This window comes from Streptomyces sp. NPDC021212, from assembly GCF_044332925.1.
GTDB lineage: Bacteria > Actinomycetota > Actinomycetes > Streptomycetales > Streptomycetaceae > Streptomyces.
The window spans coordinates 40,388-66,312 of the sequence record NZ_JBIRPZ010000005.1; the positions used below are offsets into that span (position 1 = coordinate 40,388).

Below are 25,925 nucleotides of genomic sequence, written 5' to 3' on the forward strand. Positions count from 1 at the left end.
CGTGCCGTCGGTGCGCCCTTGAGACTGCGAACCCTTGAGGACGTGACCTGTCCTCAAGGGCTGGCAGACTCGGTCCCATGTTGGAGACCTCGGCCCGTCTGCTCCGTCTGCTCTCCCTGCTGCAGGCCCACCGCGAATGGTCCGGCGCGGACCTCGCCGACCGGCTCGGCGTCACCCCGCGCACGGTGCGCCGCGACGTCGACCGGCTGCGCGAGCTGGGCTACCCGGTGCACTCCGCCCCCGGCACGGCGGGCGGCTACCGGCTCGGCGCGGGCGCCCAGCTGCCGCCGCTGCTGCTGGACGACGAGGAGGCGGTGGCGGTCGCGGTCGGGCTGCGCCAGGCCGCGGGCGGCGTCGAGGGCATCGAGGAGACGTCCGTACGCGCCCTCGCCAAGCTGGAACAGGTCCTGCCGGACCGGCTGCGCCGCCGGGTGAGCGCGCTGAGCTCGTTCACCGTGCCGATGCCCGGCGCGGCCCGGGGCCCCGGGGTGGACCCGGCCGTCCTGACCGAGCTGGCGGGCGCCTGCCGGGACGCCCAGCGGCTGCGCTTCACCTACCGCGACCACGGCGGTACGGTCACCCGCCGCACCGCCGAACCGCACCGCCTCGTCGCCGCGCAGCGCAGGTGGTACCTGGTCGCCTGGGACGTGGACCGGGACGACTGGCGTACGTACCGGGCCGACCGCATCACCCCCACCCCGCCGCACGGCCCCCGCTTCACCCCGCGCCGCCCGCCCGCCGACGATCTCGCGGCGTACGTCTCCCGGGGCGTGTCCCACGCCGTCTACCGGGAGCGCGCCACCGTCCTGCTGCGGGTGTCCGCCGAGCAGGCGGCGGAACGCATCTCGCCCCTGGTGGGAAGCCTGGAGCCGGTCGACGAGGACAGCTGCCTGCTGCACACCGGTGCCCACGCCCTCGACGTGCTGGTGGTCCACATCGTGCTGGCCGGCTTCGACTTCGAGGTGCGCGAACCGGCCGAACTCACCGAGCACATCCGCACGATCAGGGACCGCCTGGACCGCGCTCTGGGCGACCGGTTCCCGGGATGACCGCGCCCCGCCCCTGCAACTGCTGGTCCCGCTCCTGCTCGGCCTGGGCCACCTCGGGATGGTGCAGATCGAAGGCGGGCGACTCGCTGCGCACCCGGGGCAGCGTCAGGAAGTTGTGACGGGGCGGCGGGCAGGAGGTCGCCCACTCCAGCCCGCGGCCGAATCCCCAGGGGTCGTCCGCCTCGACCACTCTGCCGTACCGGGCCGTCTTCCAGACGTTGTAGAGGAAGGGCAGCGTCGAGAGCCCCAGCAGGAAGGCGCCGATCGTGGAGATCGTGTTGAGCGCCGTGAAGCCGTCCGCCGCCAGATAGTCGGCGTAGCGGCGCGGCATTCCCTCCGCGCCCAGCCAGTGCTGCACCAGGAACGTGGTGTGGAAGCCGATGAACAGCGTCCAGAAGTGGATCCGGGCCAGCCGCTCGTCCAGCATCTTCCCGGTGAACTTGGGCCACCAGAAATAGAAGCCCGCGAACATCGCGAACACCACGGTCCCGAAGACCACGTAGTGGAAGTGGCCGACGACGAAATAGCTGTCCGTGACGTGGAAGTCCAGCGGGGGCGAGGCCAGGATGACGCCGGTCAGCCCGCCGAACAGGAAGCTCACCATGAAGCCGATCGCCCACAGCATGGGCGCCTCGAAGGACAGCGAACCGCCCATCATGGTGCCGATCCAGTTGAAGAACTTCACCCCGGTGGGCACCGCGATCAGAAAGGACAGCAGGGAGAAGAAGGGCAGCAGCACCGCCCCGGTGGCGAACATGTGATGCGCCCAGACCACCATCGACAGGGCGGTGATGGCCATCGTCGCGCCGATCAGCGTCAGATAGCCGAAGATCGGCTTGCGCGAGAAGACCGGGACGATCTCGGTGATGATGCCGAAGAACGGCAGCGCGATGATGTAGACCTCGGGATGGCCGAAGAACCAGAACAGGTGCTGCCACAGCAGCGCCCCGCCGTTCGCCGCGTCGAAGACCCTCGCCCCGAAATGCCGGTCCGCCTCCAATACCAGCAGCGCCGCCGCCAGCACCGGGAACGCCATCAGGATCATGACCGAGGTGAAGAGGGTGTTCCAGGTGAAGATCGGCATCCGGAACATCGTCATCCCCGGCGCGCGCATCGTGATGATGGTCGTCAGGAAGTTCACCGCGCCGAGGATGGTGCCGAAACCGGAGAGCGCGAGCCCCATGATCCACATGTCGGCGCCGACGCCGGGGGAGCGCACCGCGCTGTTCAGCGGGGCGTAGGCGGTCCAGCCGAAGTCCGCGGCGCCCCCGGGCACCATGAGGCCGGCCACCACGATCAGTCCGCCGAACAGATACAGCCAGTACGACAGCATGTTGAGGCGGGGGAAGGCGACATCGGGCGCGCCGATCTGGAGCGGCATGATCTCGTTGGCGAACCCGGCGAAGGCGGGCGTCGCGAACAGCAGCAGCATGATCGTGCCGTGCAGGGTGAATGCCTGGTTGTAGGCCTCCTGGGAGACGATCTGCATCCCGGGCCGGGCCAGCTCGGCGCGCATCACCAGCGCCAGCAAGCCGCCCATCAGGAAGAAGCCGAACGAGGAGATCAGATAGAGATGGCCGATCTTCTTGTGGTCGGTGGTGGTCAGCCAGTCGACCATCGCCCGGCCCCGGCCCCGGCGCCGTAGCCGTGCCCGCTCAGCCCGTCCGGCCGGGGGACGCGCGGTGTCTGTCACCATCGGGGCTCCCTGTGGCTCTTGGGCACGGCTCCGACAATCATCGCCCGGTTACGGTGGTATTCGCGTGGTTATGTCTCCTGTGTCACTCTCTCGGGGGCAGCAGCGGGCCGAGCGGCCCGAGGTCGAGGTTGAGGTCGGACTCCTTGATGCCGTAGCGCTCGCACAGCGTCCCCATGCGGTCCTCCAGCAGCATCAGGGTCTGCCCGATCCGCTCCTCCTGGTCCTCCGTCAGGTCGCCCTGGTCCACCCGGCGCAGCGCCTGCCGCTCCATCAGCTGCCGCAGCAGCTCGACGACGGTCAGCACCAGCTTCATCAGATCGCGCTCGACGGTGTCCTGGTCCAGCTCCAGCTTCCGGCTCACGGTTCCTCCGGTTCTCGCGGTTCTCGCGGTGCTTCCCAGGGAGACGGCACGTTCTCGTTCACCGAGCTGATGAGCGCGCGCAGATCGATGCGCACGAGATCCACGTCGGCGATGCGCAGGGTCACATCGCCGGTGATGACCACGCCGCCCGCGAGCAGCCGGTCCAGCAGGTCCACCAGGGCGATCTGCCGGTGGGCGAGCGGACTCGTGGTCATGGTCCGGTCCGTCCGTTGCCCTCGGCGGCCACGAAGGAGTACGGCGCCCAGGGGCCGGTCAGCTCCAGCCGCAGCCCCGGGTCGCGCCCGGCCAGCTCGCCCACCCGCTGCACGAACGCCTCGCTCTCCTCGTGCGGGATGAGATACGCGGCGTTGAGCACATTGCGGTCCGCCTCCCCCGACAGCCGCACGTCCTGCGGCGGATGCAGCCGGGCGCCCTCGGCGAGCGCGGTGAGCGCCTCGTGCACCCGGCGCGCGCCCTCCTCGGTGTGCCCCCATCGCTGCTCGGAGGCGCGCCGCTGCGCACTGCGGCGGCGCAGATAGTCGCGGCCCGAGACGGCGGCCGAGGGCTCGGCGGACGGCTCCTCGGCCGGGGCGGGCGCCGCGTACACCTTGACGCCCCACTCCACCCGGCCCTGGAGCCGGTCCAGCGCCGACGCGAACCGCTCCCGGCCGGTGGCGAGCAGCCGCCGCAGCCCCTCCTCGCCGCGGCAGACGGTGGCCATGCGGACCGGGATGACGCACGTGTCCGTCCCGGCCGTGTCGACCACCTGCTGATGGGCGCGGGCGACGCCCTCCAGCCACGTCAGGTCCTCCAGCCGCTCGCGCAGCGGCCCCTCGTCGAAGTCGGCGGCCGGTACGGGGCCCGCCAGCACGGCGAGCCCCAGATGGCGGACGGCGCGCACCGGTTCGCCCGCGACCCCGCGCACCCCCTCCAGGGCGGTGCGCGGGGTGTCGGCCTCGCGGACGACGGCGTACGCGTACTCCAGCGTTCCGGTCGCCTCGGTCACCTCGGTCATCCGGCCGCCTCCTCGCTCGCGCCGTTGCCCGTGCCATTGCTCGTGCCGTTCTCGACCGGGGTGCGGCGGGCGCGCGACGACAGCGACGGGTCGTGCTCCCACCAGTCGATGCCCATTTCCTTGGCCTTGTCGACGGAGGCCACGATGAGCCGCAGCTTGATCGTGAGGAGTTCGATGTCGAGCAGATTGATACGGATGTCGCCCGCGATGACGACGCCCTTGTCGAGCACCCGTTCCAGGATGTCGGCGAGGTTGGCCGAATCACCCCGGGTGGCGAGCCCGGACGGGCCAGGGGCCCCGTACGCCGCCGACGATCCGTACCCGGCCGGGGAGCCGTACGCGGTGGTCACAGGGTCCCGTTCGCCCATTGCTGCGCCTCCTCCAGTCGGTCGAGCAGCACGTCCTCCTGCCGCTCGAACTCCGCCTCGTCGATCTCCCCGTCCTCCAGCCGCGCCGCCAGGGCGGTCAGTTCGCGCTGGATCGCGGCCGGGTCGTAGTACTCGCGTTCCGCCGCGGCCAGCACCTGTCTGAGCACCCAGCCGATCAGCAGCATCAGGATTCGACGAAGCTGTAGGGCGGCAGCGGGCCGTTCACCCGCAGCTTCATCCAGGGGTGGGTGTTCTCCAGGTCGGCGACCGCCTCGAGCAGCGGCTCGGCGCCGTCCTTGGCCAGCAGCGCCGACAGGCTCAGGAACCAGCCGCCGCCCTCCGGGCCCGGGCGCACCGCCTCGGCGGCGGGGGTCAGCGCCTCCTCCACGATCCGCGCGTCGCGCACCTCACGTGCCCGCACCGCGTTCGCCACCAGCTCGCCGAAGCGCATCCGCTCCTCGTAGGTGCCGCCGCCCGCGGACCGGTTGGCCTCCGCCATCAGCCGCAACTCCGACTCCTCGGAGAGCACTTGGTGGAGCACCGCGTCCTCGTCGTGCACCACCTTGACGTTGTACTCCACCCGGTCGGCCAGCCGCTGCAGCTGGTCCTCGTAGCGGTCGGCGTGCCGGGTCAGCACCGTGCGGACGTCGTCGTCGCTGGCCGAGACCGAGCCGAACCGCATCGGCAGCACCGAGCGCTTGTCGCTCACCTCGGTCAGCACGTGTTGATGGGCCAGCAGGTCGCGGCGCCGGGGCTTCAGCTCCGGCGGGCAGTCGCTGACGATCGCGGCCAGCTCGCCCTCGTTGAGGGCGCGGACCGGCAGTGGCGGATCGCCGATGCCGAGCAGCGTGTCGCCGAGGTCCGGGAGGGTGCCACGGGCGATCCCGTACACATAGGTGCTCATCAGCCCTCTCCTCCTCAGCTCTCTTGGGCCTTCTTCGGCGCGGCCTTGCGGGCCGCCGGGCGGCGGGAGCGGGAGCGGGCGGGCTCTTCCTCCGGCTCGGGCTCCTCGTCGGGCCGGATCGCCTCGGCCACCGACTGGGCGGCCTTGGAGACGGTCTCACCGGCCCCGGACAGCGCGCCCTTGGTCTTGCTCCGGGCGCCGCTCTCGGTGGCGCCGTCGAGGATCTCGGGGATGCCGGGGGACTTGTTCGGCCCGGCCTCCAGATCGAGGCGGTTGCACGCCTCGGCGAACCGGAGGTAGGTGTCGACGCTCGCCACCACGACCCGGATGTCGATCTTGAGGATCTCGATGCCGACCAGGGAGACGCGGATGAACGCGTCGATCACCAGGCCGCGATCGAGGATCAGTTCCAGGACGTCGTACAGGCCGCTGGTGCCGCCCCCGCCCCTGCTCTGCTGTGCCGGAACAACCGTGGTCATTGTCGTGTGGGTCCTCTCGTGTCCGGCCGGGCCGGCCGTTCCCCCTGCCGGTCAGCCGCGGTCACTTCGCCCGCGTTCGTAACGGCGGATGCGGCGGTAGCCGGTGAGCCGGCCCTCCGGGTCGAGAGTCACCTCGTACAGGGCCATCAGGCTCATCGTCTCCGGCACCCGGGCCAGCTCCACCACTTCGGCGTCCAGCACCCAGCCGTCGTCGGTCTGCTCCATGCGGGGCACCGACTCGGGGTGCAGGCCCGTCAGTTCGGCGAGCTGTTCCCGGGCGGAACGCATGAGCGCCAGTGGGCTCGGGCCACTGGCCGCCGTCTTCTTGCGGGTTCCATCGGATGTGTCTGTCATGTTCGCCTCGGTGGCCTCGGGTACCGCGGTCCCGGTGGGGTAAACCTTGGGTGTTCGAATTCCCCGTTTTGTGTCGGAATTGTGTGCTCCGGGTCCGGGGTGCCCGATCGGCGGTGGCATATTCCTGCGGCCGCTGAATTCCCGCGGGGTATGTCGTGGGCCGCCTCGCGCCTATACCAGAGCCATGCCTTTGGCGGCAGATATCAGCGAGAACTCTCCGTCATCTTTCGGGCGTCAACACGCGGCTCGTAAGAGTGACAAAGTCGATGACAAACCCGGGCGTGTTTTCTGTGACACAAGTGTGACGAATGCTTACGGTGGCCGGCATGGGACCAGTACCGAACCTTCCGGCCGAACCCGATGACGACCTCGACAGCTATGTGGGGCTCGATGCCAGGACCGCCGAGGAGGTGGCGCGTGAGCGTGGCTGGAGCACCGTGCGGGCGCTTCCGCCCGGCGCGATCATCACGATGGAGTACCTGAGCGGCCGCATCAACTTCGAGGTCGCCGACGATGCCGTACGGCGCTGCTGGCGCGGCTGACGGCCCGCCCGGACACGACGACGGCCCCGGTGCTCCCTCTCGGGAGCCTCCGGGGCCGTCGTATGCGCTGCGCGGGCCGCGGGGGTGTGCGTACCGGCCCGCGGTGTGCCGGGCGGCTACCCGCCGGTGGCCGGGGTGCGGCCGCGCCCGGCCGACGGGCCGAACGGGGTCGTGGTGCGCGGCACGCGGTCGGCGTGCGGCGGGCGGCGGCTGCCGACCGGGGTGACCGGGGTGCGCTCGGAGCGGACCGTGTGCTGCCGCCCGGTGTGGTGCGGCCGGGCCTCGGGCACCCGCCCGGTGGCGCCCGGGCGGCCGACCACGCTCACCGGCTCGCGCACCGGGGGCTCGTCGTCGTACGCGGCCCGCGGCGTGCCCAGGGCGGGACCGGTGGCCGGCCGCGCGGCCGGCACGGGCACCGGCGCCCGGCCGTCGCGCACCCGCCGGTACAGGCCCAGCAGCAGCATCTCGGCGCGGGCCATCGCGGGCTCCAGCCACGGCAGGGCCAGCAGAACCAGCACCCCGGCGGCCCAGCCCAGCACCACGTCGCTCAGCCAGTGGGTGCCGAGGTAGACGGTCGTCATGCCGACGCCGAAGGCGAAGCCCGCGGCGATCAGCGAGGCGATCCGGCGGGCCAGGGGAGTGGTCGCCAGATAGGCCAGCACACCCCAGGTGACCACGGCGTTCGCGGTGTGACCTGAAGGAAATATATCGCCGGTGCGCCACATCTCACTGGAGCCGACGCTCGTCGCGTAGTGCGGGCCGAGCCGGCCGAAGCCGATCTTCACGGCGCCCACGGTCATGTTCAGCAACAGCAGTGAGGTGCCCAGCACCAACCCCGGGCGCAGGGTGCGCTGCTGGTAGCAGCACCACCCGAGCCAGGCGGCGACCGCCACCGCGGTGGGGCCGCGCTGGCCCATCACCACGAAGTAGTCCAGGAGCATGTGGAACTCCGGCCACTGCTTGTAGGGCCGGAAGAGCATGATCTGCCAGTCGAGCATCACCAGCCACGAGCTGGTGAGCACGCCGATCACGGTCGCGGCATAGACCGCGAGGGTGGTTCCGAGCAGCCAGAAGCGTGTTCGGGTCATCCGCGGTCGCGCGGGATCGCGCCGCGCGAGATCGGTAGGTCGCTCCTCCTTGAGGAGCTTGTCTTCGGTACGCACCTAATCGACGTTACATTGCGTGACAGGGCGCTTCAGTCGATCAGGTCGCTTTGTGATGACGATGTGATGTGGGGTGCGTCTCGTCGGTCGGCTTTTGGCCGCCCCTTTCCGAGGAATGCACGAGGCCCCGGCGCATTTGTGCGCCGGCGTTCCTATCAGCGATCCCCGATCTCTTTATGGAATTCTTACAGGGGTGTTTATCGGCGATTGGCCGTGGCGTTCCTCACCGTTTCCCGGGGCGTCGCCCGGGCGACAGGCGGGCTCCCGCCGCCCGGTCCCGCGGCCCACCGCCGGGCCGGACCGGGTGGCCGGATCACGGCGGTCCCGAGCCGTGCAGCCACCATGCCCCGTACGCCGCGGAGGCCAGCCCCACCGAGCCCAGGACCAGCGCGGCGCGCGCCGGACGCAGCCGGGTCAGGCCGATCGCGAGCGGGATCAGCACCGGGAAGGCGGGTATGAGGAGCCGTGGCTTCGAGCCGAAGTACCCCTTGGCGGCCAGCGCGAGGACGAGCACCGAGCCGCCGTACACCAGCAGCGGCAGCGGCTGGCGCTGCCGTACGCAGCACACGTACAGCCAGAGCAGCGCGGCCGTACCGAGCAGCAGCGCGATTCCGGCCACGAACGGCGGGTGCACCAGCAGGCCGCCGATGAACGCCGCGAAGGCCAGCCCGCCGTCGAAACCGTTCCCCCAGCCGTTCTGGACGTCGAAGTACCCGGTGAGGCTGTCGGTCCGCGCCGCCACCCAGACCACATAGCCCAGCCAGCCCAGCGGCGCGATCACCAGCCCGGCCAGGACGCGCCGGTTGGTACGAAGGGCCTGGCGCCGGCGGCCGTCGGGCAGCAGCTCCACCGCCGCCGTGATCCAAATCGCGGCGACCACCGCCGCTCCCACCGGCCGGGTGAGCCCCGCGAGCGCCGCGAGGACCCCCGCCCACACCCAGCGCCGGGTCAGCACCGCGTACACCGACCAGGCGGCCAGCGCCGTGAAGAGCGACTCCGAATACGCCATCGACTGCACGATCCCGACCGGCAGCACGCCCCACAGCACCGCCAGCGTGATCCCCACCCGGCGCCCGTACACCAGATCGCCGACCGCGAAGATCCCCCACGCGGCCAGCAGCGAGGTGACCGAACTCACGGCCAGCCCCGCGTCCGGCGCGCTGAGCGGCGTCACGGCCGCCATGCCGCGCTCCAGCCCGGGGAGCAGCGGGAAGAACGCCAGGTTGGAGTGGACCGCCCCGTCCGGCAGATGGATCGTGTAGCCGTATCCCTCCTCGGCGATGCGGGAGTACCAGAGGGAGTCCCAGCGGGCCGAGAGGAGCTGGTGGGGATTCTTGCCCGCGACCGCCCCCCAGACCGTGAGAACCACGAGGCCGAGCGCGCGCGTCCCGGCATACAGCAGCAGCGCCGGGGCGGCCCGGCGCAGCGCGGCGAGCGCCACGCCGCCCGGCCGCCCGGCGCCGGGCGGCGCGGTATCGGCTTGGGCGAGATCTGTCACGGCGACGATTATCGAGGATGTTTCCGGGGACCGCCGGGCCTGTGGACAACCGGCGGACGAACAGCCGACGGACAGGGGGAGGACGACCGGAGGCCCGTTGGCGTACGGTCGGGGTACGGAAGGGGACGGGGGAGCAAAAGGGGAGCGGCGGAACGTACTCCACCGCCCTGGCCTGCGGCGATACCCACAACATGACCTGCGGCACACGCCCCGCGCGGCGACTCGCGTACCCTGACCTCTCCACTCGTGCCATCGCCGCCGGGCCGCCGGACGTCCCTACGAAGTGACGTTTGTCCCGTCCGGGCGCGACGCGAGCGCAAGACCAGGGAGGTGCGTACATGTCCGGGACGACCACGGCCCGCACTCGGCGGACGGCGGCCGTTCCCCGGCAATGGCGCGGTACCGAGCCGGGCGGCGGCGCGAACCGCTGGATCGTGCTCCTCGTGCTCTGCGTCAGCCTGCTGCTCGTCGCCGTGGACGCGACCGTGCTGCACGTCGCGGTTCCGGCCGTGACCGAGGACCTGCGGCCCGGCGCGATCGAACTGCTGTGGATCGTGGACGCGTACCCCCTGGTCTGCGCCTCGCTGCTCATCCTCTTCGGGACCCTCGGCGACCGGGTCGGCCGCCGCCGGGTCCTGCTGCTCGGCTACGCGTTGTTCGGCGCCGCCTCCGCGCTCGCCGCCTTCGCCGCCACCCCCCAGATCCTCATCGTGGCCCGCGCCCTGCTGGGCGTCGGCGGCGCGATGATCATGCCCGCGACGCTGTCGATCCTGCGCCAGGTCTTCCCGGACCGCCGGGAGCGGGCCCTGGCCATCGGCATCTGGAGCGCGGTCGCGGCGGTCGGCGCGGCGGCCGGCCCGCTGCTCGGCGGCTTCCTGGTCGAGAACTTCTGGTGGGGCTCGGTCTTCCTGGTCAACCTCCCCCTGATGGCCGTGGCGCTGCCCGTCGGCCGCTGGCTGCTGCCGGAGTCCACCGGCGACCGGGAGGGTCCCTGGGACGTGCTGGGCGCGGTCATGGCCGCGTGCGGGCTGTTCGGCCTCGTCTTCGGGGTGAAGCGGATGGGCAGCGGTCAGGGGCTGCTGGACGCCCTCACCGCCGCACCGGTCCTGTTCGGGCTGGTGGTGCTGGTGCTCTTCGTCCGTCGCCAGCGGCGCCGTACGCATCCGCTGGTCGACCTCAGACTGTTCGCCCGGCCCGCCTTCTCGATCTCCGTCGGCTGCATCGTGGTCGCCCTGCTCGCGCTCGTCGGCCTGGAGCTGATAGCCGCGCAGTACCTTCAGCTCGTCCTCGGGCTCACCCCGCTGGAGACCGGGCTGAGGCTGCTGCCGCTCACCTTCGCCGCCATGGCCGCCGGGCTCGTCGGCTCCCGGATGCTCCAGCGGCTCGGCCCCCGCGTGATGGTGGCGCTCGGCTTCGTGCTCACCGCCGTCGGCGTCCTGTCGCTGACCACCATGGGCCAGTCCGACCGGCCCGCGGTGCTCGTGGGCGGGTTCGTCGTCCTCGGCTTCGGCCTGGAGACCACGCTGTTCAGCGCGTACGAGTCCATGCTCAACGAGGCATCCGCCAAGTCGGCGGGCGGCGCCGCCGCCATCGGCGAGACCTCCTACCAGCTCGGTGCCGGTATCGGCATAGCCCTCCTGGGCAGCGTCATGAACGCCGCCTACAAGCCGGGGGTCTCCTCGGTGGCCGGGGTGCCCGGCCGGGCCAGCTCCGACGCGAGCCAGTCGCTGGGCGCGGCGTACGACGTCTCCGCGCAGCTCGGGGGCAAGTCCGGGGCCGCGCTGCTGGCCGCGGCCCGCGCGTCCTTCGTCCACGGTCTGCACGTGACGCTGGTGGTCAGCGCCGCTCTGCTGCTGATGGGCGCGGTGGCCGCGCTGCGGCTGCCGAAGACCATGGAGTGCGCGCCCGCCGACGCGGACGACGAGGACGACGCGGACGGCACGCCCTCCGCCGGGACCGCGGATGCCCCGGAGGCGGCGGATACCCCGGAGGGCGCGGAGATCGTGGACACCCCGCCCCGCCGCGACCCGGCCGCCGTCGTCGGCGCCGAGTCACGGAGTTGACCACGGTACGACGGCTGATCGACACGGTCTGGACGGCAGGCGTTACCCGGCCGTAGCGTCAGCGGCCGGAAGCCGTACCGAACCGAGGGCCACACCGAACCGGAGGTCGCTGCTCATGTCCGCTGGCACCCCGCCGCCGTTCGACCCCGACGACCCGCTGGGCATCGACGACCTGCTGGAGCCGGAGGACCTGGCGGTCCGGACCACCGTGCGGCAGTGGGCCGCCGACCGCGTCCTGCCGCACATCGCCGAATGGTACGAGCGCGGCGAATTGCCCGGCATCCGGGAGCTGACCCGCGAACTCGGCTCCCTCGGCGCGCTCGGCATGTCCCTCACCGGCTACGGCTGCGCGGGCGCGAGCGCCGTCCAGTACGGGCTGGCCTGTCTGGAGCTGGAGGCCGCCGACTCCGGGATCCGCTCGCTGGTCTCGGTGCAGGGCTCGCTCGCCATGTACGCCATCCACCGCTTCGGTTCCGAGGAGCAGAAGCAGCAGTGGCTGCCGCGGATGGCCTCCGGCGAGGTCATCGGCTGCTTCGGCCTGACCGAACCGGACCACGGCTCCGACCCGGCCGGCATGCGGACGTACGCCAAACGGGACGGCACGGACTGGGTGCTGACCGGCCGTAAGATGTGGATCACCAATGGCTCGGTGGCCGGGGTCGCGGTGGTGTGGGCCCGCACCGACGAGGGCATCCGCGGCTTCGCCGTCCCCACCGACGCGCCCGGCTTCTCCGCCCCCGAGATCAAGCACAAGTGGTCGCTGCGCGCCTCCGTCACCAGCGAACTGGTCCTGGACGAGGTGCGGCTGCCCGCCGACGCCGTGCTGCCCGAGGTCACCGGGCTGCGCGGACCGCTGGGCTGTCTGAGCCACGCCCGTTACGGCATCATCTGGGGCGCCCTGGGCGCGGCGCGCGCCTCCTTCGCGTCGGCGCTGGATTACGCGCGGACCCGGGAGCAGTTCGGGCGGCCCATCGGGGGGTTCCAGCTCACTCAGGCCAAGCTCGCCGACATGGCGGTGGAACTGCACAAGGGCGTGCTGCTCGCCCATCATCTCGGGCGACGGATGGACGCGGGGCGGCTGCGGCCGGAGCAGGTCAGCTTCGGCAAGCTGAACAACGTGCGCGAGGCGATCGAGATCTGCCGCACGGCCCGGACCATCCTGGGCGCCAACGGGATCTCCCTGGAGTACCCGGTGATGCGGCACGCGACGAATCTGGAATCGGTGCTCACCTACGAGGGCACCGTCGAAATGCACCAACTGGTGCTCGGCAAGGCCCTCACCGGATTGGACGCCTTCCGGTGAGCGGCGGGGGCACCTCCCAGCGGTAGCTGGGGGCGAGCCGAAGGGGCGCGCCGGTGTCGAAAGGGAGAGCGCGCGGAGACTCCGAGGAACGAGGAGTCGAGCACGGTCGACCGTCGACACCGGCTGAGGCGCCCCGGAGGCGAACCGAGCCCGAAATCCGCCCCGCCGAGGCTAGCTCTGGTTGAAGAAGCCGCCGGGCCTGCGGCTGGGCTCCCCGCTGACGATCTGGTAGTCGGCGGGGGTGAGGAGGAACACGCGGTTGGCGACGCGCTCGATGGAGCCGTGGAGCCCGAACGTCAGTCCGGCGGCGAAATCCACCACGCGCTTGGCGTCGGCGGACTCCATCGTCGTCAGGTTGACGATGACCGGGACGCCCTCCCGGAACATCTCACCGATTCCGCGGGCGTCCCGGAACCCGTCCGGGGTGACCGTCGCGATCCGCGTGCCCTGGTCCTGTGCGGCCTGGTCGGCCACCCGCACCCGCGGGTCGGTCACCCAGGAGTCGCCGGGCTCGGGTCCCTCGGCGTAGTCGTCGTCGTAGTAGCGCTCGTCATCGCTGTCGTCGACGAGGCCAAGCCAAGCGCTCGCCTTGCGCACCGATCCCATGGACGCCTCCTCTCCTCTTAACGGTGTGTACTGTCCGCCCCTCTATGGTCGTCCATGATGCGGATGATGTGCCACGTGGATTGCGGCCGCACAGCGGATTTGTGACGTTACCGGTGCACAACGTTTGGCGCCATATCAGGGTTGCACCTGATGAAGGGGGCTGACGGTGCGCTGGGTAGACTTCGCAGGCCGGACGGGTGACACCGGGGACGTACGGGTGAACGGGGACAGTTTTGTTTGGCATTATCCGGCCTTGTCGGCACCGGCTGTCGCAAAATCTCCGGACGGAATGGATGGCGCATCTGTGCGGGTTGTGCCTCGCGCTGCGCGGTGACCACGGCCAGTTCGCCCGCCTGGCCACCAACTACGACGGGCTGGTCATATCGGTTCTCGTGGAGGCTCAGGCCGGCCGCTCCGACGGGTGGCGGCGCACCGCGGGGCCGTGTCCGCTGCGCGGGATGCGCTCCGCGTCGGTGGCCCAGGGCGAGGGCGCTCGGCTGGCGGCGACCGTCTCGCTGGTGCTGGCCTCCGCGAAGGTACGGGACCATGTGGCGGACGGCGACGGGGCGTTGGCCCGCCGGCCGGTCGCCGCGGCCGCCCGCCGGGTGGCCGGGCGCTGGGACCGGGCGGGGGCCCGCAGCGGTGCCGAGATGGGATTCGACACAGCCGTGCTGCTCGATGCGGTCGGGCGGCAGCAGGAGATCGAGGAGCAGGCGGGGTCCGGTACCTCGCTGCTGACGGTCACGGAGCCGACCGAGACCGCGACCGCCGCGGCCTTCGGCCACACCGCCGTACTGGCCGGGAAGCCCGGCAACAGGGCGCCGCTGGAGGAGGCGGGACGGCTCTTCGGCAGGCTCGCGCATCTCCTGGACGCGGTCGAGGACCGATGCGAGGACGCCGAGACGGGCGCCTGGAACCCGATCACGGCCACCGGGGCGGACCTCGCCGAGGTGCGCCGGCTGTGCGACGACGCGGTGCACGGGGTGCGCCTCGCGCTCCAGGACGTCGCCTTCGCCGGCAAGCGGTCCGGCAAGCTCGCCCATGTGCTGCTGGCGCACGAGCTGCCGCGCGCGGTGGACCGGGCGTTCGGCACCACCTCCTGTACGCACACCGGGCCCGCCGGGCAGACCACGGACGCCCCGGAGGCGTCCCAGGGCACGCCGCCGCAGTCGTGGTTCACCCCGCAGGGGCCCGGCGGCCCCGGCGGCGCTCCGCCCGAGCCGCCGCGCCGGGGCAGGCAGCGTGGGCTGATAGCCGGGTGCGCGGTGTGGTCCGGGCTCTGCTGCACCGGCCAGGTGTGCTGCCGGGATCCGTACCACGACCCGTGGTCGGGGGAGCCGCGCGAGGGCTGGTGCCACAAGTGCGATGACTGTTCGGACTGTTGTGATTGCGAGTGCTGCTGCAACTGCGGTGACTGCTGCGGCAACTGCTGTGACGGTTGTGACTGCGGCTGCGATTGCTAGCCGTTCCGGCGGAACAGGCGGTGCGAGGGGAAGGGTGAAGCGCTGAAGCGTGTGTGAAGGCGCGTGACGACGCGGACGTGAGCGGCCACACCGGCACGGCCGGCGGGCAGGCGCCTCAGGAAGTTAGAGGCAGCGGAGGCGGGCGGCGTCAGCCCGAACAGGACGACGACCACACCCGACCGAAGTCGATGTGGTCGCGCGTGACCAGTCGCTGCCATGAATGCATGGGGTAAGTGGAGCAGCCTTCCGGTTCCGCGTCAACCGCGCTGAGACACCCCACTCACAGTGTGGACAGCCTTGACAACCGGCCGTGGCCACGCCTTAGTCTCGGCGTCATGCCGTGCTGAGGGGCGCGGCCGAAGTGTGTGCAGGCAAGCGTGTGTTCCTTCACGAACTCACGGAGCCTTCGCATGTCCGCCACCCCGGACCTCGCTTCCCCCACACCGCACGCCGTCGTCATCGTCGGCGCGGGCCCGCGCGCCACCGGGCTCGTGGAGCGGATCGCCGCCAACGCGCCCGAACTCCACGACGCGCCCGTCCCGTTCACCCTGCACCTGGTCGACCCGCATCCGGCCGGCCGCGGCCGCGTCTGGCGCCCCGACCAGTCCCCGCTGCTGTGGATGAACTCCATGGCCGAGGACGTCACCATCTTCACCGACGAGTCGGTGGACCAGGACGGCCCGGCCCGCCCCGGCCCCTCGCTCGCCGAGTGGGCCGACCGCGTCCGCCGCGGGGCGCTGCCCGCCGGTGAACTGGCCGCCCTGCCGCCCGAAGCCGTCGCCGAGGCCACGGCGCTGACCGGCCGTAGCTTCGCCACGAGGCGGCTCCAGAGCGCCTATCTGCGCTGGGCGTACGAGCGGTCGGTGGCCGCCCTGCCGCCCGGGGTGACCGTCCAGGAGCACCCGTGCCGCGCCGTACGGGTCACCGGACCGCGCGACGGACGCCAGCAGGTGTGGCTGGAAGGGCGCGCCACCCCGCTCACCGCCGACGCCGTGGTGCTCGCGCTCGGCCATCTCGACGCCGAACCCGACCCGGAGCAGCGGGCGCTGTCCGCCTTCGCGGCCGAGCACCGGCTCGTACACCTGCCGCCCGAGTACACCGCCGACAGCGATCTGAGCCGGCTGCGGCCCGGCGAGCCGGTCATCGTCCGCGGCTTCGGCCTCGCCTTCGTCGACCTGATGGCGCTGGTCACCGAGGGGCGCGGCGGACGGTACGACCACGGGCCCGCCGGAGAGCCGGTCTACCGGCCCTCCGGGCGCGAACCCGTGCTGTACGTCGGCTCGCGCCGCGGCGTCCCGTACCACGCCAAGATCGGTTACGGGCTGTCCGGCGAACGCCCGCCCCTGCCCCGCTTCTTCGGTCCCGCCCAGGTCGAGGAGTTGCGGCGGCGCCGCACCCCGCCCGACTTCCGGCGCGACATCTGGCCGCTGATCGGCAAGGAACTCGGATTCGCCCACTACCACCGGCTGTTCACCGCCCACCCCGAGCGCACGGCCGCCGACTGGGCCGACTTCGAGGAGAGTTACGCCGCCTGCCCGCCCGGCGGCGCCGATCTGGACGCCCTGGTGGCCGCCGCCGTCCCCGACCCGGCCGACCGGCTCGATCTCGACGCCCTCGACCGTCCGCTCGACGGGCTGCGCTTCCCCGGGCCCGACGCCCTCCAGGAGGGCCTGCGCCGCCGCATCGAGGCCGATCTCGCCCGCCGCCACGACCCCGCGCACAGCACCGACCTGGCCGTCTTCCTCGCCCTGCTCTCCGTCTACGGCCAGCTCACCCGGCTCGGCGACCTCGGCGACGGCGGCCGGTGGCAGGGCTTCTTCAACCACCTCGCCTCCGGGCCGCCCGGCCCGCGCCTTCAGCAGCTCCTCGCGCTCTCCCGCGCCGGGGTCGTCCGGTTCCTCGGCGCCGGGACGACCGTGAGCGCCGATCCGGAGCGCGGGGTGTTCCGGGCGGGCGGCGCGAGCGTCCCCGGGAGCCAGGTCGAGGCCCGCGCCCTGGTCGAGGCCCGGCTGCCGGAGCCGACCGTGCACCGCTCCCGCGGTCCGCTGCTGCGCGCCCTCCACCGGGACGGCGCGGCCGCCACCCCCGCGGGACTGCTCGACGTCAGCCCGGACGACGCCCGGATCCTGGACCGGGCCGGCCACCCCCATCCGCGCCGCTTCGCGCTCGGCCCGTACACCGGCGGCCGCTCCTCCGGCGCCTTCGCCCGGCCCCGTACCAACGCCCCCGCGTTCCGGCAGAACGACGCGACCGCGCGCGCCCTGCTGCTCTGTCTGCGCGACCTGTCCTGTCGCGCCGCGCTCACCGCCTGAGCCCGCTCCCCCTGAAGAACCGCTTCCCCAAGGACCGCCCATGTCTCTGACCTCCGATCCACCCCGCGACAAGGCGCCCGGACGCGCCGCGCCACCCGAGGACTACTCCTCGCTCAAGGTCGTGCCCGTACGCAACCCCTGGCGCTGGGTCGCCGTCGCCGTGACGGCCGTCCTGGTCGCCCAGTTCGCGCACGGCCTGACCACCAACCCCGGCTGGGAATGGGACGTCTTCGCCGACTTCTTCGCCACCGAGACGATCCTCAAGGCCGTCTGGATCACCCTCCAGCTGACGTTCTACGGCACCGCGATCGGCTTCGCCCTCGGCATCGTGCTCGCCTTCATGCGGCTGTCCCGGAGCCCGTTCCTGAAGTCGGTCGCCTTCACCTACATCTGGGCGTTCCGCTCCATCCCGCTCATCGTCCAGCTGCTCTTCTGGTTCAACCTCACCTATCTCTACAAGCGGCTCGACTTCGGCATCCCCTTCGGGCCCGGCTTCTTCTCCTTCGACACCGCCGGACTCGTCGGCGCGATGAGCGCGGCCGTCCTCGGACTCGCCCTGCACCAGGCGGCGTACGCGGCCGAGATCGTGCGCGGCGGCGTCCTCGCCGTCGACACCGGGCAGTTGGAGGCGGCCGCCGCCCTCGGCATCCCCCGGCTGCGGCAGTTGCGCCGCATCGTGCTGCCGCAGGCGATGCGCTCGATCCTGCCGAACGCCGCCAACGAGGTCATCTCCCTCTTCAAGGGCACCTCGATCGTCTCCGTCATGGCGATCGGCGAACTCTTCTACCAGGTGCAGGTCGTCTACGGGCGCAACGGCCGCGTCGTGCCGCTCCTGATGGTCGCGACCGTCTGGTACATCATCCTGACCACGCTGCTCTCGATCGCCCAGTACTACGTAGAGCGCCACTTCTCGCGGGGAGCCACCCGATGACCGCCATGGTCGACATCCGTTCCGTCCACAAGAGCTTCGGGCCGCTGGAGGTGCTGCGCGGCATCGATCTGACGGTGCGCACCGGAGAGGTGGCCGTCGTCCTCGGCCCGTCCGGCTCCGGCAAGTCCACGCTGCTGCGCGCCATCAACCACCTGGAGAAGGTCGACAGCGGCTGGATCAGCGTCGCCGGTTCGCTGGTCGGCTACCGCAGGCGCCACGACAAGCTGTACGAGCTGCGCGAGCGCGACATCCTCAAGCAGCGCACCCGGATCGGCTTCGTCTTCCAGAACTTCAACCTCTTCCCGCATCTGACCGTGCTGGAAAACATCATCGAGGCCCCGGTGTCGGCCCTGCGCCGCCCCAGGAAGCGGGCGGTGGAGAGCGCGGAGACGCTGCTCGCCCGGGTCGGGCTCGCGGACAAGGCGTCCGCGTACCCCCGGCAGCTCTCCGGCGGGCAGCAGCAGCGGGTGGCCATCGCCCGCGCGCTCGCCCTGGAGCCGGAGCTGCTGCTGTTCGACGAGCCGACCTCCGCCCTCGACCCCGAGCTGGTCGGCGAGGTCCTCGACGTCATCAAGGACCTGGCGGGCCAGGGCACCACGATGATCGTCGTCACCCATGAGATCGGCTTCGCCCGCGAGGTCGCCGACACCGTCGTCTTCATGGACGACGGCCGGATCGTCGAGCAGGGACCGCCCTCCGAGGTGCTCGACCACCCCGAACAGACACGCACCAAGGCGTTCCTCTCCAAGGTCCTGTGAACCGTCCCCTGCACACAAGGAGCACCCCCGTGACCACCCGCCGCACCCTCCTCGCCGCCCTGGCCGCCGTTCCCGCCACCGCCCTGCTCAGCGCCTGCGGCGACGGCGACGCCCAGCAGACGGTGGGCGCCAAGGGCAAGGGCACCGGGTTCAACGTCAGCCCGCAGCAGCACCGGATCAGAGGCAAGAAGGTCGACGCCATCGCGGCCAAGGTGCCCGAGGCGATCCGCCGCCGCGGCACGCTGCGCGTCGGCGGCAGCGCCGACGCCTCGCCGCCGCTCGGCTTCTACGCGACCGACGACAAGACCCGGATCGGCGTCGAGATCGACCTCGCCACCCTGGTCGCCGACACCCTCGGGCTCAAGGTCGCGTTCGACGCGGTCTCCTGGGAGAACCTCTTCGTCGGCCTGGACAGCTCCAAGTTCGACGCCGTCTTCTCCAACGTCACCGTCACCGAGGAGCGCAAGCAGAAGTACGACTTCGCGACCTACCGGCTGGACAACCTCGCCTTCGAGGCCAAGAAGGGCACCTCGTGGCGGATCAAGGGCCCGAGGGACGTGGCGGGCAAGACCATCTCCGTCTCCTCCGGCACCAACCAGGAGAAGATCCTCGTCGACTGGAGCAAGGAGAACCAGAAGGCGGGCCGCAAGCCCGTGGACATCAAGTACTTCCAGAAGGACACCGACTACTACCTCGCCCTCCAGTCCGGGCGCATCGACGCCTATCTCGGCCCCCACCCCACCGCCGCCTACCACGTCGCCTCGGCCGGCCAGACCCAGATCATCGGCACGCTCTCCGGCGGCGGCGATCTGGTGCAGGGCAAGATCGCGGCCACCACCAAGAAGGGCAGCGGGCTGGTCGACGCGTACGCCGCCGCCATCGACCACATCATCCAGGACGGCTCGTACGCCCGGGTCCTGAAGCGGTGGGGGCTCTCCAGTGAGGCCGTGAAGAAGTCCGAGATCAACCCGCGCGGCCTGCCCACCAGCTGACCGGCTCCGAGACCGAGGAAGGCCCGACCATGGCCGTACCGACCGGCCCCCTGCATCTGGCCGCCGCCATCGACGGCGCAGGCCAGTACGCGGCGCCGTACTACATCGAGCTGGCGCGGCTCGCCGAGCGCGGCACGCTCGACTTCGTCACCCTGGACGACACGTTCGGCCCGCCGGGGGACGGGCGGGGCAGGCTCGACGCGCTCGCCGTCCTCGCGCGCGTCGCGCCCGCCACCGAGCGGATCGGCCTGGTGCCGACCGTCACCACCACCCACACCGAGCCGTTCCACGTCTCGTCCGCCGTGGCCACCCTGGACTGGGTGAGCCGCGGCCGGGCGGGCTGGACCGTCGAGGTGTCGGCCACGGTGGCGGAGGCGCGGCTGGTGGGCCGCCGCCCCGCCGCCCCCGCCCCCGAACTGTGGGCGGAGGCGGGCGAGGTGGCCGACGTCTCCGCCCGGCTGTGGGACAGCTGGGAGGACGACGCGGAGATCCGCGACACCGCCACCGGCCGCTTCATCGACCGCGACAAGCTGCACTACGTCGACTACGAGGGCACCGGCTTCCGGGTGCGCGGCCCCGCCATCGTGCCCCGGCCGCCGCAAGGCCACCCGGTGGTCGCCGTCGCCGCCACCGACCCGGTGACCTGGGACACCGCGGCCCGCCACGCCGACGTCGCCTGGATACGGGCCACCCGCCCGGAGGAGGCGGGCCGGGCCCGGGACGCACTGCGGCGCCGCGCGGCGGCGTACGGCCGGGACCCGGGCGCGCTCACCGTGCTCGCCGCCCTCGCGGTGGACCTGGGCGACGGCGAAGGCGGCCCCGAATCCCCCCGGGGCCCGCTGACCGCCCGGGACGGTGCTCCGCCGCTGTACCGCGGGGGACCGGCCGACCTCGCGGACCTGATCGCCGGCTGGCACGACGCCGGTGCCGTGGACGGCTTCCACATCGCCCCCGTCGTCCCGCGCCGCGACCTGGAGCGCTTCGTCAACGGCACGGTCGCGCTGCTCCAGCACCGCGGACTGTTCCGCACCTTCTATCCCGGTACGACGCTCCGCGAGCACCTGGGGCGACCGCGCCCGGCCAACCGCTACGCCCTCGCGAGGGAGACCGCCCCGTGAACGACCGACAGCAGCCCCGGCAGATCCATCTGGGCGCGCACTTCCCCGGCGTCAACAACACCACGGTATGGACGGATCCGAGGTCCGGGAGCCAGATCGACTTCGGCTCCTTCGAGCATCTGGCGCGCACCGCCGAGCGCGGTCTGTTCGACTTCTTCTTCCTCGCCGAGGGGCTGCGGCTGCGCGAGCACGGCGGCCGCGTCCACGACCTCGACGTGGTCGGCAGGCCCGAGTCGATCACCGTGCTGAACGCCCTCGCCGCCGTCACCGACCGCCTCGGCCTGGCCGCCACCGTCAACGCGACCTTCAACGAGCCGTACGAACTCGCCCGCCGCCTCGCCTCGCTCGACCACCTCAGCGGGGGCCGCGCGGCCTGGAACGTCGTCACCTCCTCCGACGCGTTCACCGGCGAGAACTTCCGGCGCGGCGGCTATCTCGACCGGGCCGACCGCTACACCCGGGCCGCCGAGTTCGTCGCCACCGCGCGCGAGCTGTGGGACTCCTGGCCGGAGGGCGGTCCGCCGCGGCCGTTCGCACACCGGGGCGAGCAGTTCGACATCGAGGGGCGGTTCGGCGTGCCGCGCTCCCCGCAGGGCCATCCGGTGGTGATCCAGGCCGGGGACTCCGACGAGGGCCGGGAGTTCGCGGCCTCCGCCGCCGACATCATCTTCACCCGGCACGGCAGCCTGGAGGCGGGCCGCGCCTTCTACGCGGACGTGAAGAGGCGGCTGGCGGCGTACGGCCGGGCGCCCGGCGATCTGAAGATCATGCCCGGGGTGACCTTCGTCCTCGGAGACACCGCCGCCGAGGCCCGGGAGAAGGCCGCCGAGATCCGGCGGCAGCAGGTCTCGCCGCAGAACGCGATCCTCGCCCTGGAGCAGGTCTGGGGCGTGGACCTGTCCGGATACGACCCGGACGGGCCCCTTCCGGACATCGACCCGGACCCCGGCTCCCACCTCGTCCAGGGCCGGGTGCGGCACGCCGATCCGCTGGCGCTGGCCGCCAAGTGGCGGGCGCTGTCGGAGGAGAAGGGGCTCTCCATCCGGGAGACCGTCATCGAGACGACCGGGCGGCAGTCGTTCATCGGCACCCCGGAGGCGGTCGCCGGGGAGATGGCGCGTTTCGTGCGGGACGAGGCCGCCGACGGCTTCATCCTGGTGCCGCATCTGACCCCCGGCGGGCTCGACGAGTTCGTGGACCGGGTGGTTCCGCTGCTTCAGGAACGGGGCGTCTTCCGCACCGCGTACACCGGCCGCACCCTCCGCGACCATCTGGGACTTTCCCGCCCGGCCGCCCCGGCCGTCCCGGAATAGGCGGTACCGAAGCCGGTCGGCGCCCGGGGGCTTTCCGAATTGTCCTCTTGCCCTTTGCGGTCGTGGCCGCAAATACTTCCGGAACAGCGCTTGTCAGGGGCACGTCGGAAATTCCCGTCCGGCGTGCCCGCTGACTGCGCCTCACGGGCCTGCCCACCCAAGCAGACCCCCGATTCCCTCGGAGGAAGAGTTGAGGATCAAGCGCACTACCCCCCACGGCACCCGGGCGAGACGTATCGCACTCCTCGCCGCCACCTCGGCCCTCGTGGCCGGGACGGCGCTCGCCGCCCCCGCCGCCTACGCCGGGAACGACGCCACCCGCACCTTCACCGCGGCCGAGTCCAAGGCGGCGAGCGCGGCCGTTCTGGACGCCGACGTCGCGGGCACCGCCTGGTACGTCGACAAGGCGACCAACGAGCTGGTCGTCACCGCTGACAGCACCGTCTCCCAGAGCGAGATAGCCAAGATCAAGGACGCGGCCGGCAGCAACGCCGACGCGATCGAGATCAAGCGCACCCCCGGCAAGATCCAGAAGCTGATCGCCGGCGGAGACGCGATCTACGCGAGTAGCTGGCGCTGCTCGCTCGGCTTCAACGTACGCAACAGCAGCGGGGCCAACTACTTCGTCACCGCCGGCCACTGCACCGATGGCGCGGGCACCTGGTGGTCGAACTCCGGCCACTCCACCACCATCGGCCCGACGTCCGGCTCCAGCTTCCCGACCAACGACTACGGTCTGGTCCGGTACAGCGGCTCCGTCACGCCCCAGGGCACCGTCGGCAGCCAGGACATCACCACCGCCGCCAACCCGACCGTGGGCCAGACGGTCACCCGGCGCGGCAGCACCACCGGCGTCCACAGCGGCCGGGTCACCGCGCTGAACGCCACCGTCAACTACGGCAGCGGCGACATCGTGTACGGCATGATCCAGACCACCGTCTGCGCCGAGCCCGGCGACAGCGGCGGCCCCCTGTACGCCGGTTCCACCGCCCTCGGCCTCACCTCCGGCGGCAGCGGCAACTGCTCCTCCGGTGGCACCACATTCTTCCAGCCGGTCGTCGAGGCGCTGAACGCGTACGGCGTGAGCGTCTACTAAGGACATACGAGACGTACGAGACGGCTGGCGCACGGACCGACGCGCACCGACCGACGCACGCCCCCGCCCGGGCCCTCCGGGCGGGGGTTCTCCGGTTTTCCACAGGGCTCCCGGGCCGGGCGGGGCGGGACTATCGTGGACATTGGTACCCCGGGTGGGGCATCGCTCGCGATACGGACGGCAGGTGGCCGTGATGCTCGATGCATTCGTGACAGTGGTGGTGATCCTGGCCTGTGCCGGTGTCGTCTGCGCCCTGGCGGCGGCCCGCGTGGTCAAGCAGTACGAGCGAGGGGTGGTCTTCCGGCTCGGAAGGCTCCGTTCGGATGTCCGGGGGCCCGGCTTCACCATGATCGCTCCGGTCTTCGACCGGCTCCGCAAGGTGAACATGCAGATCGTGACGATGCCCGTGCCCGCCCAGGAGGGCATCACCCGCGACAACGTGACCGTGCGGGTCGACGCGGTCGTCTACTTCAAGGTCGTGGACCCGGCCGAGGCGATCGTCGCGGTCGAGGACTACCGCTTCGCGGTCTCCCAGATGGCCCAGACCTCGCTGCGTTCGATCATCGGCAAGAGCGATCTGGACGATCTGCTCTCCAACAGGGAGAAGCTCAACCAGGGGCTGGAGCTGATGATCGACAGCCCGGCCGTCGGCTGGGGCGTCCACATCGATCGTGTCGAGATCAAGGACGTGTCGCTGCCGGAGACCATGAAGCGGTCGATGGCCCGCCAGGCGGAGGCCGACCGGGAGCGCCGGGCCCGGGTGATCAACGCGGACGCGGAGCTTCAGGCGTCGAAGAAGCTCGCCGAGGCCGCCGCGCAGATGTCCGAGACCCCCTCCGCCCTCCAGTTGCGGCTGCTGCAGACGGTGATGGCGGTCGCCGCCGAGAAGAACTCGACGCTGGTCCTGCCCATACCGGTGGAGCTGCTGCGCTTCCTGGAGCGGGGCCAGCAGCCCCCGGCGGAGGCCCGGGTGGACGGCGGCGCCAAGGAGCCGGTGCCCGCCGGGCGGGAGGCCCCGCGCGCCGCGGAGGAGAAGGCGGGGGAGAAGGCCGTGGAGGGGAAGGCCGCGCCCGCTGCGGCCGTCCCCACGCTGACGGAGCGCGAACCGGAGCGTGCCGTGGAGCGGTGACCCGCGCATAAGCCCCGTGCCCGCGTGCCCGTTTGGGGCGCGCGGGCACCGTCATGTCCGGAAATGGGGATCGACGCTCCATAAATTTCACGCGGATGACGTGAGCGCGGTCTTGTGCGCCCCCGGCGGCGCTGGGAATACTCGGCGGCGCAATTTGGCATGGACGCGCTCCCGCAGGGGCAGGCGCGCCCCGTGCCGTACGACCTCCGGGCCGGGCACCCCACTGCCGCCGGCGGCCCAACCCCCCACTGGAGGACCGAGAGTTGAAGCACCGCCGCATATCCAAGCGCCGTGCCGCCATCGCCGGGACCGGAGCCGTGGCCCTGGTCGCCGCCGCCCTCACCCTGCAGAACGCCAACGCCGCCCCCGCCGAGCCGCAGGCCGACACGCTCTCGGTGAACTCCGCGGGCAAGCTCGCGCACACCCTCACCTCGGCGCTCAAGACCGACGCCGCCGGGTCGTACTACGACGCCAAGGCCAAGAAGCTCGTGGTCAACGTGGTGAACAAGGCCGCCGCCGAGCGGGTCCGCGACGCGGGCGCCGAGGCCAAGGTGGTCGAGAACACGCTGGCCCAGCTGGCGCGGGCGCGTACCACCCTGAAGGACAAGGCGACCATTCCCGGCACCTCGTGGTCGGTCGACCCCAGAGCCAACAAGGTCGTCGTCACCGCGGACAGCAGCGTCAAGGGCAGCCGGATGGCCGCGCTCGACAAGGTGGCCAAGAGCCTGGGCGACAAGGTCGAGGTGAAGCGCTCGGCCGGCAAGTTCTCCACCTTCCTCGCGGGCGGCGACGCCATCTATGGCGGCAGCGGGCGCTGCTCGCTCGGGTTCAACGTGGTCAAGGACGGCCAGCCGTACTTCCTGACCGCAGGTCACTGCACCGAGGCCATCAAGAGCTGGTCCGACTCGCAGGGCGGCGGCGAGATCGGCTCCAACGAGGCCAGCGACTTCCCCGGCAACGACTACGGCCTGGTCAAGTACACCAAGGACGTCGCGCACCCGAGTGCGGTGAACCTCTACAACGGCGACACCCAGGCCATCTCCAAGGCCGGTGACGCCACCGTCGGCCAGAAGGTGTCCCGCAGCGGCTCCACCACCCAGGTGCATGACGGCGAGGTCACCGGCCTCGACGCGACCGTCAACTACCAGGAGGGCTCGGTCAGCGGGCTGATCAAGACCAACGTCTGCGCCGAGCCCGGCGACAGCGGCGGCGCGCTCTTCGCGGGCGGCACGGCGCTCGGCCTGACCTCCGGTGGCAGCGGTGACTGCTCCTCGGGCGGCGAGACGTTCTTCCAGCCGGTGCCGGAGGCGCTGGAGGCGTACGGCGCCAAGATCGGCTGACGGCCCGACGGCTCTCGCGCCGCGGCGCGCCCGCTTAAGGCGAAGGCCCCCGGACACCCGTGGACGGTGTCC

26 protein-coding genes are annotated in these 25,925 nt (G+C 71.8%); 14 read left to right on the forward strand and 12 right to left on the reverse strand.

The window, feature by feature from the left end; translation table 11 throughout:
- Positions 1–77 precede the first annotated feature (77 nt).
- Complete coding sequence (locus tag ACH4SI_RS14825) at positions 78–1,049, forward strand: helix-turn-helix transcriptional regulator (RefSeq protein ID WP_398296094.1); 972 nt, start codon at positions 78–80, stop codon at positions 1,047–1,049.
- On the opposite strand, the gene ctaD is transcribed toward ACH4SI_RS14825, so the two are convergent.
- The 9 genes from ctaD to gvpO all read right to left on the reverse strand — a co-directional run bounded on the left by ctaD (position 1,003) and on the right by gvpO (position 6,226).
- Positions 1,003–2,745, reverse strand: a complete 1,743-nt coding sequence (gene ctaD, locus ACH4SI_RS14830) for a cytochrome c oxidase subunit I (protein WP_398296095.1) — start codon at positions 2,743–2,745, stop codon at positions 1,003–1,005. The two genes, ACH4SI_RS14825 and ctaD, sit on opposite strands and share 47 nt — an antisense overlap.
- Before the next feature lie 82 nt (positions 2,746–2,827).
- Entirely contained in the window at positions 2,828–3,106 is a 279-nt protein-coding gene (locus ACH4SI_RS14835) for a gas vesicle protein K (protein ID WP_009719037.1), read from the reverse strand.
- Positions 3,103–3,321 (reverse strand): gas vesicle protein, encoded by a 219-nt coding sequence (locus tag ACH4SI_RS14840; RefSeq protein ID WP_398296096.1) that lies wholly within the window; start codon positions 3,319–3,321, stop codon positions 3,103–3,105. Before ACH4SI_RS14840 ends, ACH4SI_RS14835 begins: the two co-directional genes overlap by 4 nt.
- On the reverse strand, positions 3,318–4,121 hold the full coding sequence (locus tag ACH4SI_RS14845; protein ID WP_398296097.1) for a GvpL/GvpF family gas vesicle protein: 804 nt from the start codon (positions 4,119–4,121) through the stop codon (positions 3,318–3,320). Before ACH4SI_RS14845 ends, ACH4SI_RS14840 begins: the two co-directional genes overlap by 4 nt.
- On the reverse strand, positions 4,118–4,471 hold the full coding sequence (locus ACH4SI_RS14850) for a gas vesicle protein (RefSeq protein ID WP_398296542.1): 354 nt from the start codon (positions 4,469–4,471) through the stop codon (positions 4,118–4,120). The genes ACH4SI_RS14845 and ACH4SI_RS14850 overlap by 4 nt, the downstream gene beginning before the upstream one ends.
- Positions 4,468–4,674, reverse strand: a complete 207-nt coding sequence (locus ACH4SI_RS14855; protein WP_398296098.1) for a gas vesicle protein GvpG — start codon at positions 4,672–4,674, stop codon at positions 4,468–4,470. The genes ACH4SI_RS14850 and ACH4SI_RS14855 overlap by 4 nt, the downstream gene beginning before the upstream one ends.
- The gene (locus ACH4SI_RS14860; RefSeq protein ID WP_398296099.1) at positions 4,674–5,393 is read right to left on the reverse strand and encodes a GvpL/GvpF family gas vesicle protein; all 720 of its coding nucleotides are present in this window, start codon (positions 5,391–5,393) and stop codon (positions 4,674–4,676) included. The genes ACH4SI_RS14855 and ACH4SI_RS14860 overlap by 1 nt, the downstream gene beginning before the upstream one ends.
- Positions 5,394–5,407: 14 nt before the next feature.
- On the reverse strand, positions 5,408–5,872 hold the full coding sequence (locus tag ACH4SI_RS14865) for a gas vesicle structural protein GvpA (RefSeq protein ID WP_398296100.1): 465 nt from the start codon (positions 5,870–5,872) through the stop codon (positions 5,408–5,410).
- 51 nt (positions 5,873–5,923) lie between these two features.
- Entirely contained in the window at positions 5,924–6,226 is a 303-nt protein-coding gene (gene gvpO / locus ACH4SI_RS14870; RefSeq protein ID WP_398296101.1) for a gas vesicle protein GvpO, read from the reverse strand.
- Between the two features lie 326 nt (positions 6,227–6,552).
- Here gvpO and ACH4SI_RS14875 point away from each other — a divergent pair, with 326 nt between their 5' ends.
- Complete coding sequence (locus ACH4SI_RS14875; RefSeq protein WP_398296102.1) at positions 6,553–6,768, forward strand: I78 family peptidase inhibitor; 216 nt, start codon at positions 6,553–6,555, stop codon at positions 6,766–6,768.
- A gap of 116 nt (positions 6,769–6,884) precedes the next feature.
- Here the strand turns inward: ACH4SI_RS14875 and ACH4SI_RS14880 are convergent, their stop codons facing one another.
- Positions 6,885–7,931 (reverse strand): phosphatase PAP2 family protein, encoded by a 1,047-nt coding sequence (locus tag ACH4SI_RS14880; protein ID WP_398296103.1) that lies wholly within the window; start codon positions 7,929–7,931, stop codon positions 6,885–6,887.
- Between the two features lie 313 nt (positions 7,932–8,244).
- A complete protein-coding gene (locus ACH4SI_RS14885; RefSeq protein ID WP_398296104.1) occupies positions 8,245–9,429 on the reverse strand; it encodes a hypothetical protein in 1,185 nt (394 codons plus the stop codon).
- 338 nt (positions 9,430–9,767) lie between these two features.
- Here ACH4SI_RS14885 and ACH4SI_RS14890 point away from each other — a divergent pair, with 338 nt between their 5' ends.
- Together ACH4SI_RS14890 and ACH4SI_RS14895 are read left to right on the forward strand one after the other, a co-directional pair.
- Positions 9,768–11,492 carry an MFS transporter gene (locus tag ACH4SI_RS14890; protein ID WP_398296105.1) on the forward strand — a complete coding sequence of 575 codons (1,725 nt, stop codon included), beginning with the start codon at positions 9,768–9,770 and terminating at the stop codon, positions 11,490–11,492.
- A 115-nt stretch (positions 11,493–11,607) separates the two neighbouring features.
- Positions 11,608–12,795, forward strand: a complete 1,188-nt coding sequence (locus ACH4SI_RS14895; RefSeq protein WP_398296106.1) for an acyl-CoA dehydrogenase family protein — start codon at positions 11,608–11,610, stop codon at positions 12,793–12,795.
- Positions 12,796–12,966: 171 nt separating this feature from the next.
- Here the strand turns inward: ACH4SI_RS14895 and ACH4SI_RS14900 are convergent, their stop codons facing one another.
- Positions 12,967–13,401: a cell division protein SepF gene (locus ACH4SI_RS14900; protein WP_398296107.1), complete on the reverse strand. Its 435-nt coding sequence runs from the start codon at positions 13,399–13,401 to the stop codon at positions 12,967–12,969.
- A gap of 233 nt (positions 13,402–13,634) precedes the next feature.
- On the opposite strand from ACH4SI_RS14900, the gene ACH4SI_RS14905 reads away from it, so the two are divergent.
- From ACH4SI_RS14905 to ACH4SI_RS14950, 10 genes are all read left to right on the forward strand, one after another.
- On the forward strand, positions 13,635–14,864 hold the full coding sequence (locus tag ACH4SI_RS14905; RefSeq protein ID WP_398296108.1) for a DUF5685 family protein: 1,230 nt from the start codon (positions 13,635–13,637) through the stop codon (positions 14,862–14,864).
- 410 nt (positions 14,865–15,274) lie between these two features.
- Positions 15,275–17,176 carry an FAD/NAD(P)-binding protein gene (locus tag ACH4SI_RS14910; RefSeq protein ID WP_398296109.1) on the forward strand — a complete coding sequence of 634 codons (1,902 nt, stop codon included), beginning with the start codon at positions 15,275–15,277 and terminating at the stop codon, positions 17,174–17,176.
- Between the two features lie 40 nt (positions 17,177–17,216).
- Positions 17,217–18,107 (forward strand): amino acid ABC transporter permease, encoded by an 891-nt coding sequence (locus ACH4SI_RS14915; RefSeq protein WP_398296110.1) that lies wholly within the window; start codon positions 17,217–17,219, stop codon positions 18,105–18,107.
- A 5-nt stretch (positions 18,108–18,112) separates the two neighbouring features.
- Positions 18,113–18,865 carry an amino acid ABC transporter ATP-binding protein gene (locus ACH4SI_RS14920; RefSeq protein ID WP_398296543.1) on the forward strand — a complete coding sequence of 251 codons (753 nt, stop codon included), beginning with the start codon at positions 18,113–18,115 and terminating at the stop codon, positions 18,863–18,865.
- Between the two features lie 29 nt (positions 18,866–18,894).
- Positions 18,895–19,857, forward strand: a complete 963-nt coding sequence (locus ACH4SI_RS14925) for an ABC transporter substrate-binding protein (protein ID WP_398296111.1) — start codon at positions 18,895–18,897, stop codon at positions 19,855–19,857.
- A 29-nt stretch (positions 19,858–19,886) separates the two neighbouring features.
- Positions 19,887–20,975 carry an LLM class flavin-dependent oxidoreductase gene (locus ACH4SI_RS14930; protein ID WP_398296112.1) on the forward strand — a complete coding sequence of 363 codons (1,089 nt, stop codon included), beginning with the start codon at positions 19,887–19,889 and terminating at the stop codon, positions 20,973–20,975.
- Positions 20,972–22,288 carry an NtaA/DmoA family FMN-dependent monooxygenase gene (locus ACH4SI_RS14935; RefSeq protein WP_398296113.1) on the forward strand — a complete coding sequence of 439 codons (1,317 nt, stop codon included), beginning with the start codon at positions 20,972–20,974 and terminating at the stop codon, positions 22,286–22,288. The genes ACH4SI_RS14930 and ACH4SI_RS14935 overlap by 4 nt, the downstream gene beginning before the upstream one ends.
- 190 nt (positions 22,289–22,478) lie before the next feature.
- The gene (locus ACH4SI_RS14940; protein ID WP_398296114.1) at positions 22,479–23,384 is read left to right on the forward strand and encodes a S1 family peptidase; all 906 of its coding nucleotides are present in this window, start codon (positions 22,479–22,481) and stop codon (positions 23,382–23,384) included.
- 193 nt (positions 23,385–23,577) lie between these two features.
- Positions 23,578–24,513, forward strand: a complete 936-nt coding sequence (locus ACH4SI_RS14945; protein WP_398296115.1) for a slipin family protein — start codon at positions 23,578–23,580, stop codon at positions 24,511–24,513.
- A 263-nt stretch (positions 24,514–24,776) separates the two neighbouring features.
- A complete protein-coding gene (locus tag ACH4SI_RS14950) occupies positions 24,777–25,853 on the forward strand; it encodes a S1 family peptidase (RefSeq protein WP_398296116.1) in 1,077 nt (358 codons plus the stop codon).
- Positions 25,854–25,925: the final 72 nt, after the last annotated feature.

Coding starts and splice junctions, on each gene's coding strand:
- ACH4SI_RS14825 (WP_398296094.1), top strand. CDS start 78: ATGTTGGAGACCTCGGCCCGTCTGCTCCGTCTGCTCTCCCTGCTGCAG.
- ctaD (WP_398296095.1), bottom strand. CDS start 2,745: ATGGTGACAGACACCGCGCGTCCCCCGGCCGGACGGGCTGAGCGGGCA.
- ACH4SI_RS14840 (WP_398296096.1), bottom strand. CDS start 3,321: ATGACCACGAGTCCGCTCGCCCACCGGCAGATCGCCCTGGTGGACCTG.
- ACH4SI_RS14845 (WP_398296097.1), bottom strand. CDS start 4,121: ATGACCGAGGTGACCGAGGCGACCGGAACGCTGGAGTACGCGTACGCC.
- ACH4SI_RS14855 (WP_398296098.1), bottom strand. CDS start 4,674: ATGCTGCTGATCGGCTGGGTGCTCAGACAGGTGCTGGCCGCGGCGGAA.
- ACH4SI_RS14860 (WP_398296099.1), bottom strand. CDS start 5,393: ATGAGCACCTATGTGTACGGGATCGCCCGTGGCACCCTCCCGGACCTC.
- ACH4SI_RS14865 (WP_398296100.1), bottom strand. CDS start 5,872: ATGACCACGGTTGTTCCGGCACAGCAGAGCAGGGGCGGGGGCGGCACC.
- gvpO (WP_398296101.1), bottom strand. CDS start 6,226: ATGACAGACACATCCGATGGAACCCGCAAGAAGACGGCGGCCAGTGGC.
- ACH4SI_RS14875 (WP_398296102.1), top strand. CDS start 6,553: ATGGGACCAGTACCGAACCTTCCGGCCGAACCCGATGACGACCTCGAC.
- ACH4SI_RS14890 (WP_398296105.1), top strand. CDS start 9,768: ATGTCCGGGACGACCACGGCCCGCACTCGGCGGACGGCGGCCGTTCCC.
- ACH4SI_RS14895 (WP_398296106.1), top strand. CDS start 11,608: ATGTCCGCTGGCACCCCGCCGCCGTTCGACCCCGACGACCCGCTGGGC.
- ACH4SI_RS14900 (WP_398296107.1), bottom strand. CDS start 13,401: ATGGGATCGGTGCGCAAGGCGAGCGCTTGGCTTGGCCTCGTCGACGAC.
- ACH4SI_RS14910 (WP_398296109.1), top strand. CDS start 15,275: ATGTCCGCCACCCCGGACCTCGCTTCCCCCACACCGCACGCCGTCGTC.
- ACH4SI_RS14915 (WP_398296110.1), top strand. CDS start 17,217: ATGTCTCTGACCTCCGATCCACCCCGCGACAAGGCGCCCGGACGCGCC.
- ACH4SI_RS14920 (WP_398296543.1), top strand. CDS start 18,113: ATGGTCGACATCCGTTCCGTCCACAAGAGCTTCGGGCCGCTGGAGGTG.
- ACH4SI_RS14930 (WP_398296112.1), top strand. CDS start 19,887: ATGGCCGTACCGACCGGCCCCCTGCATCTGGCCGCCGCCATCGACGGC.
- ACH4SI_RS14945 (WP_398296115.1), top strand. CDS start 23,578: ATGCTCGATGCATTCGTGACAGTGGTGGTGATCCTGGCCTGTGCCGGT.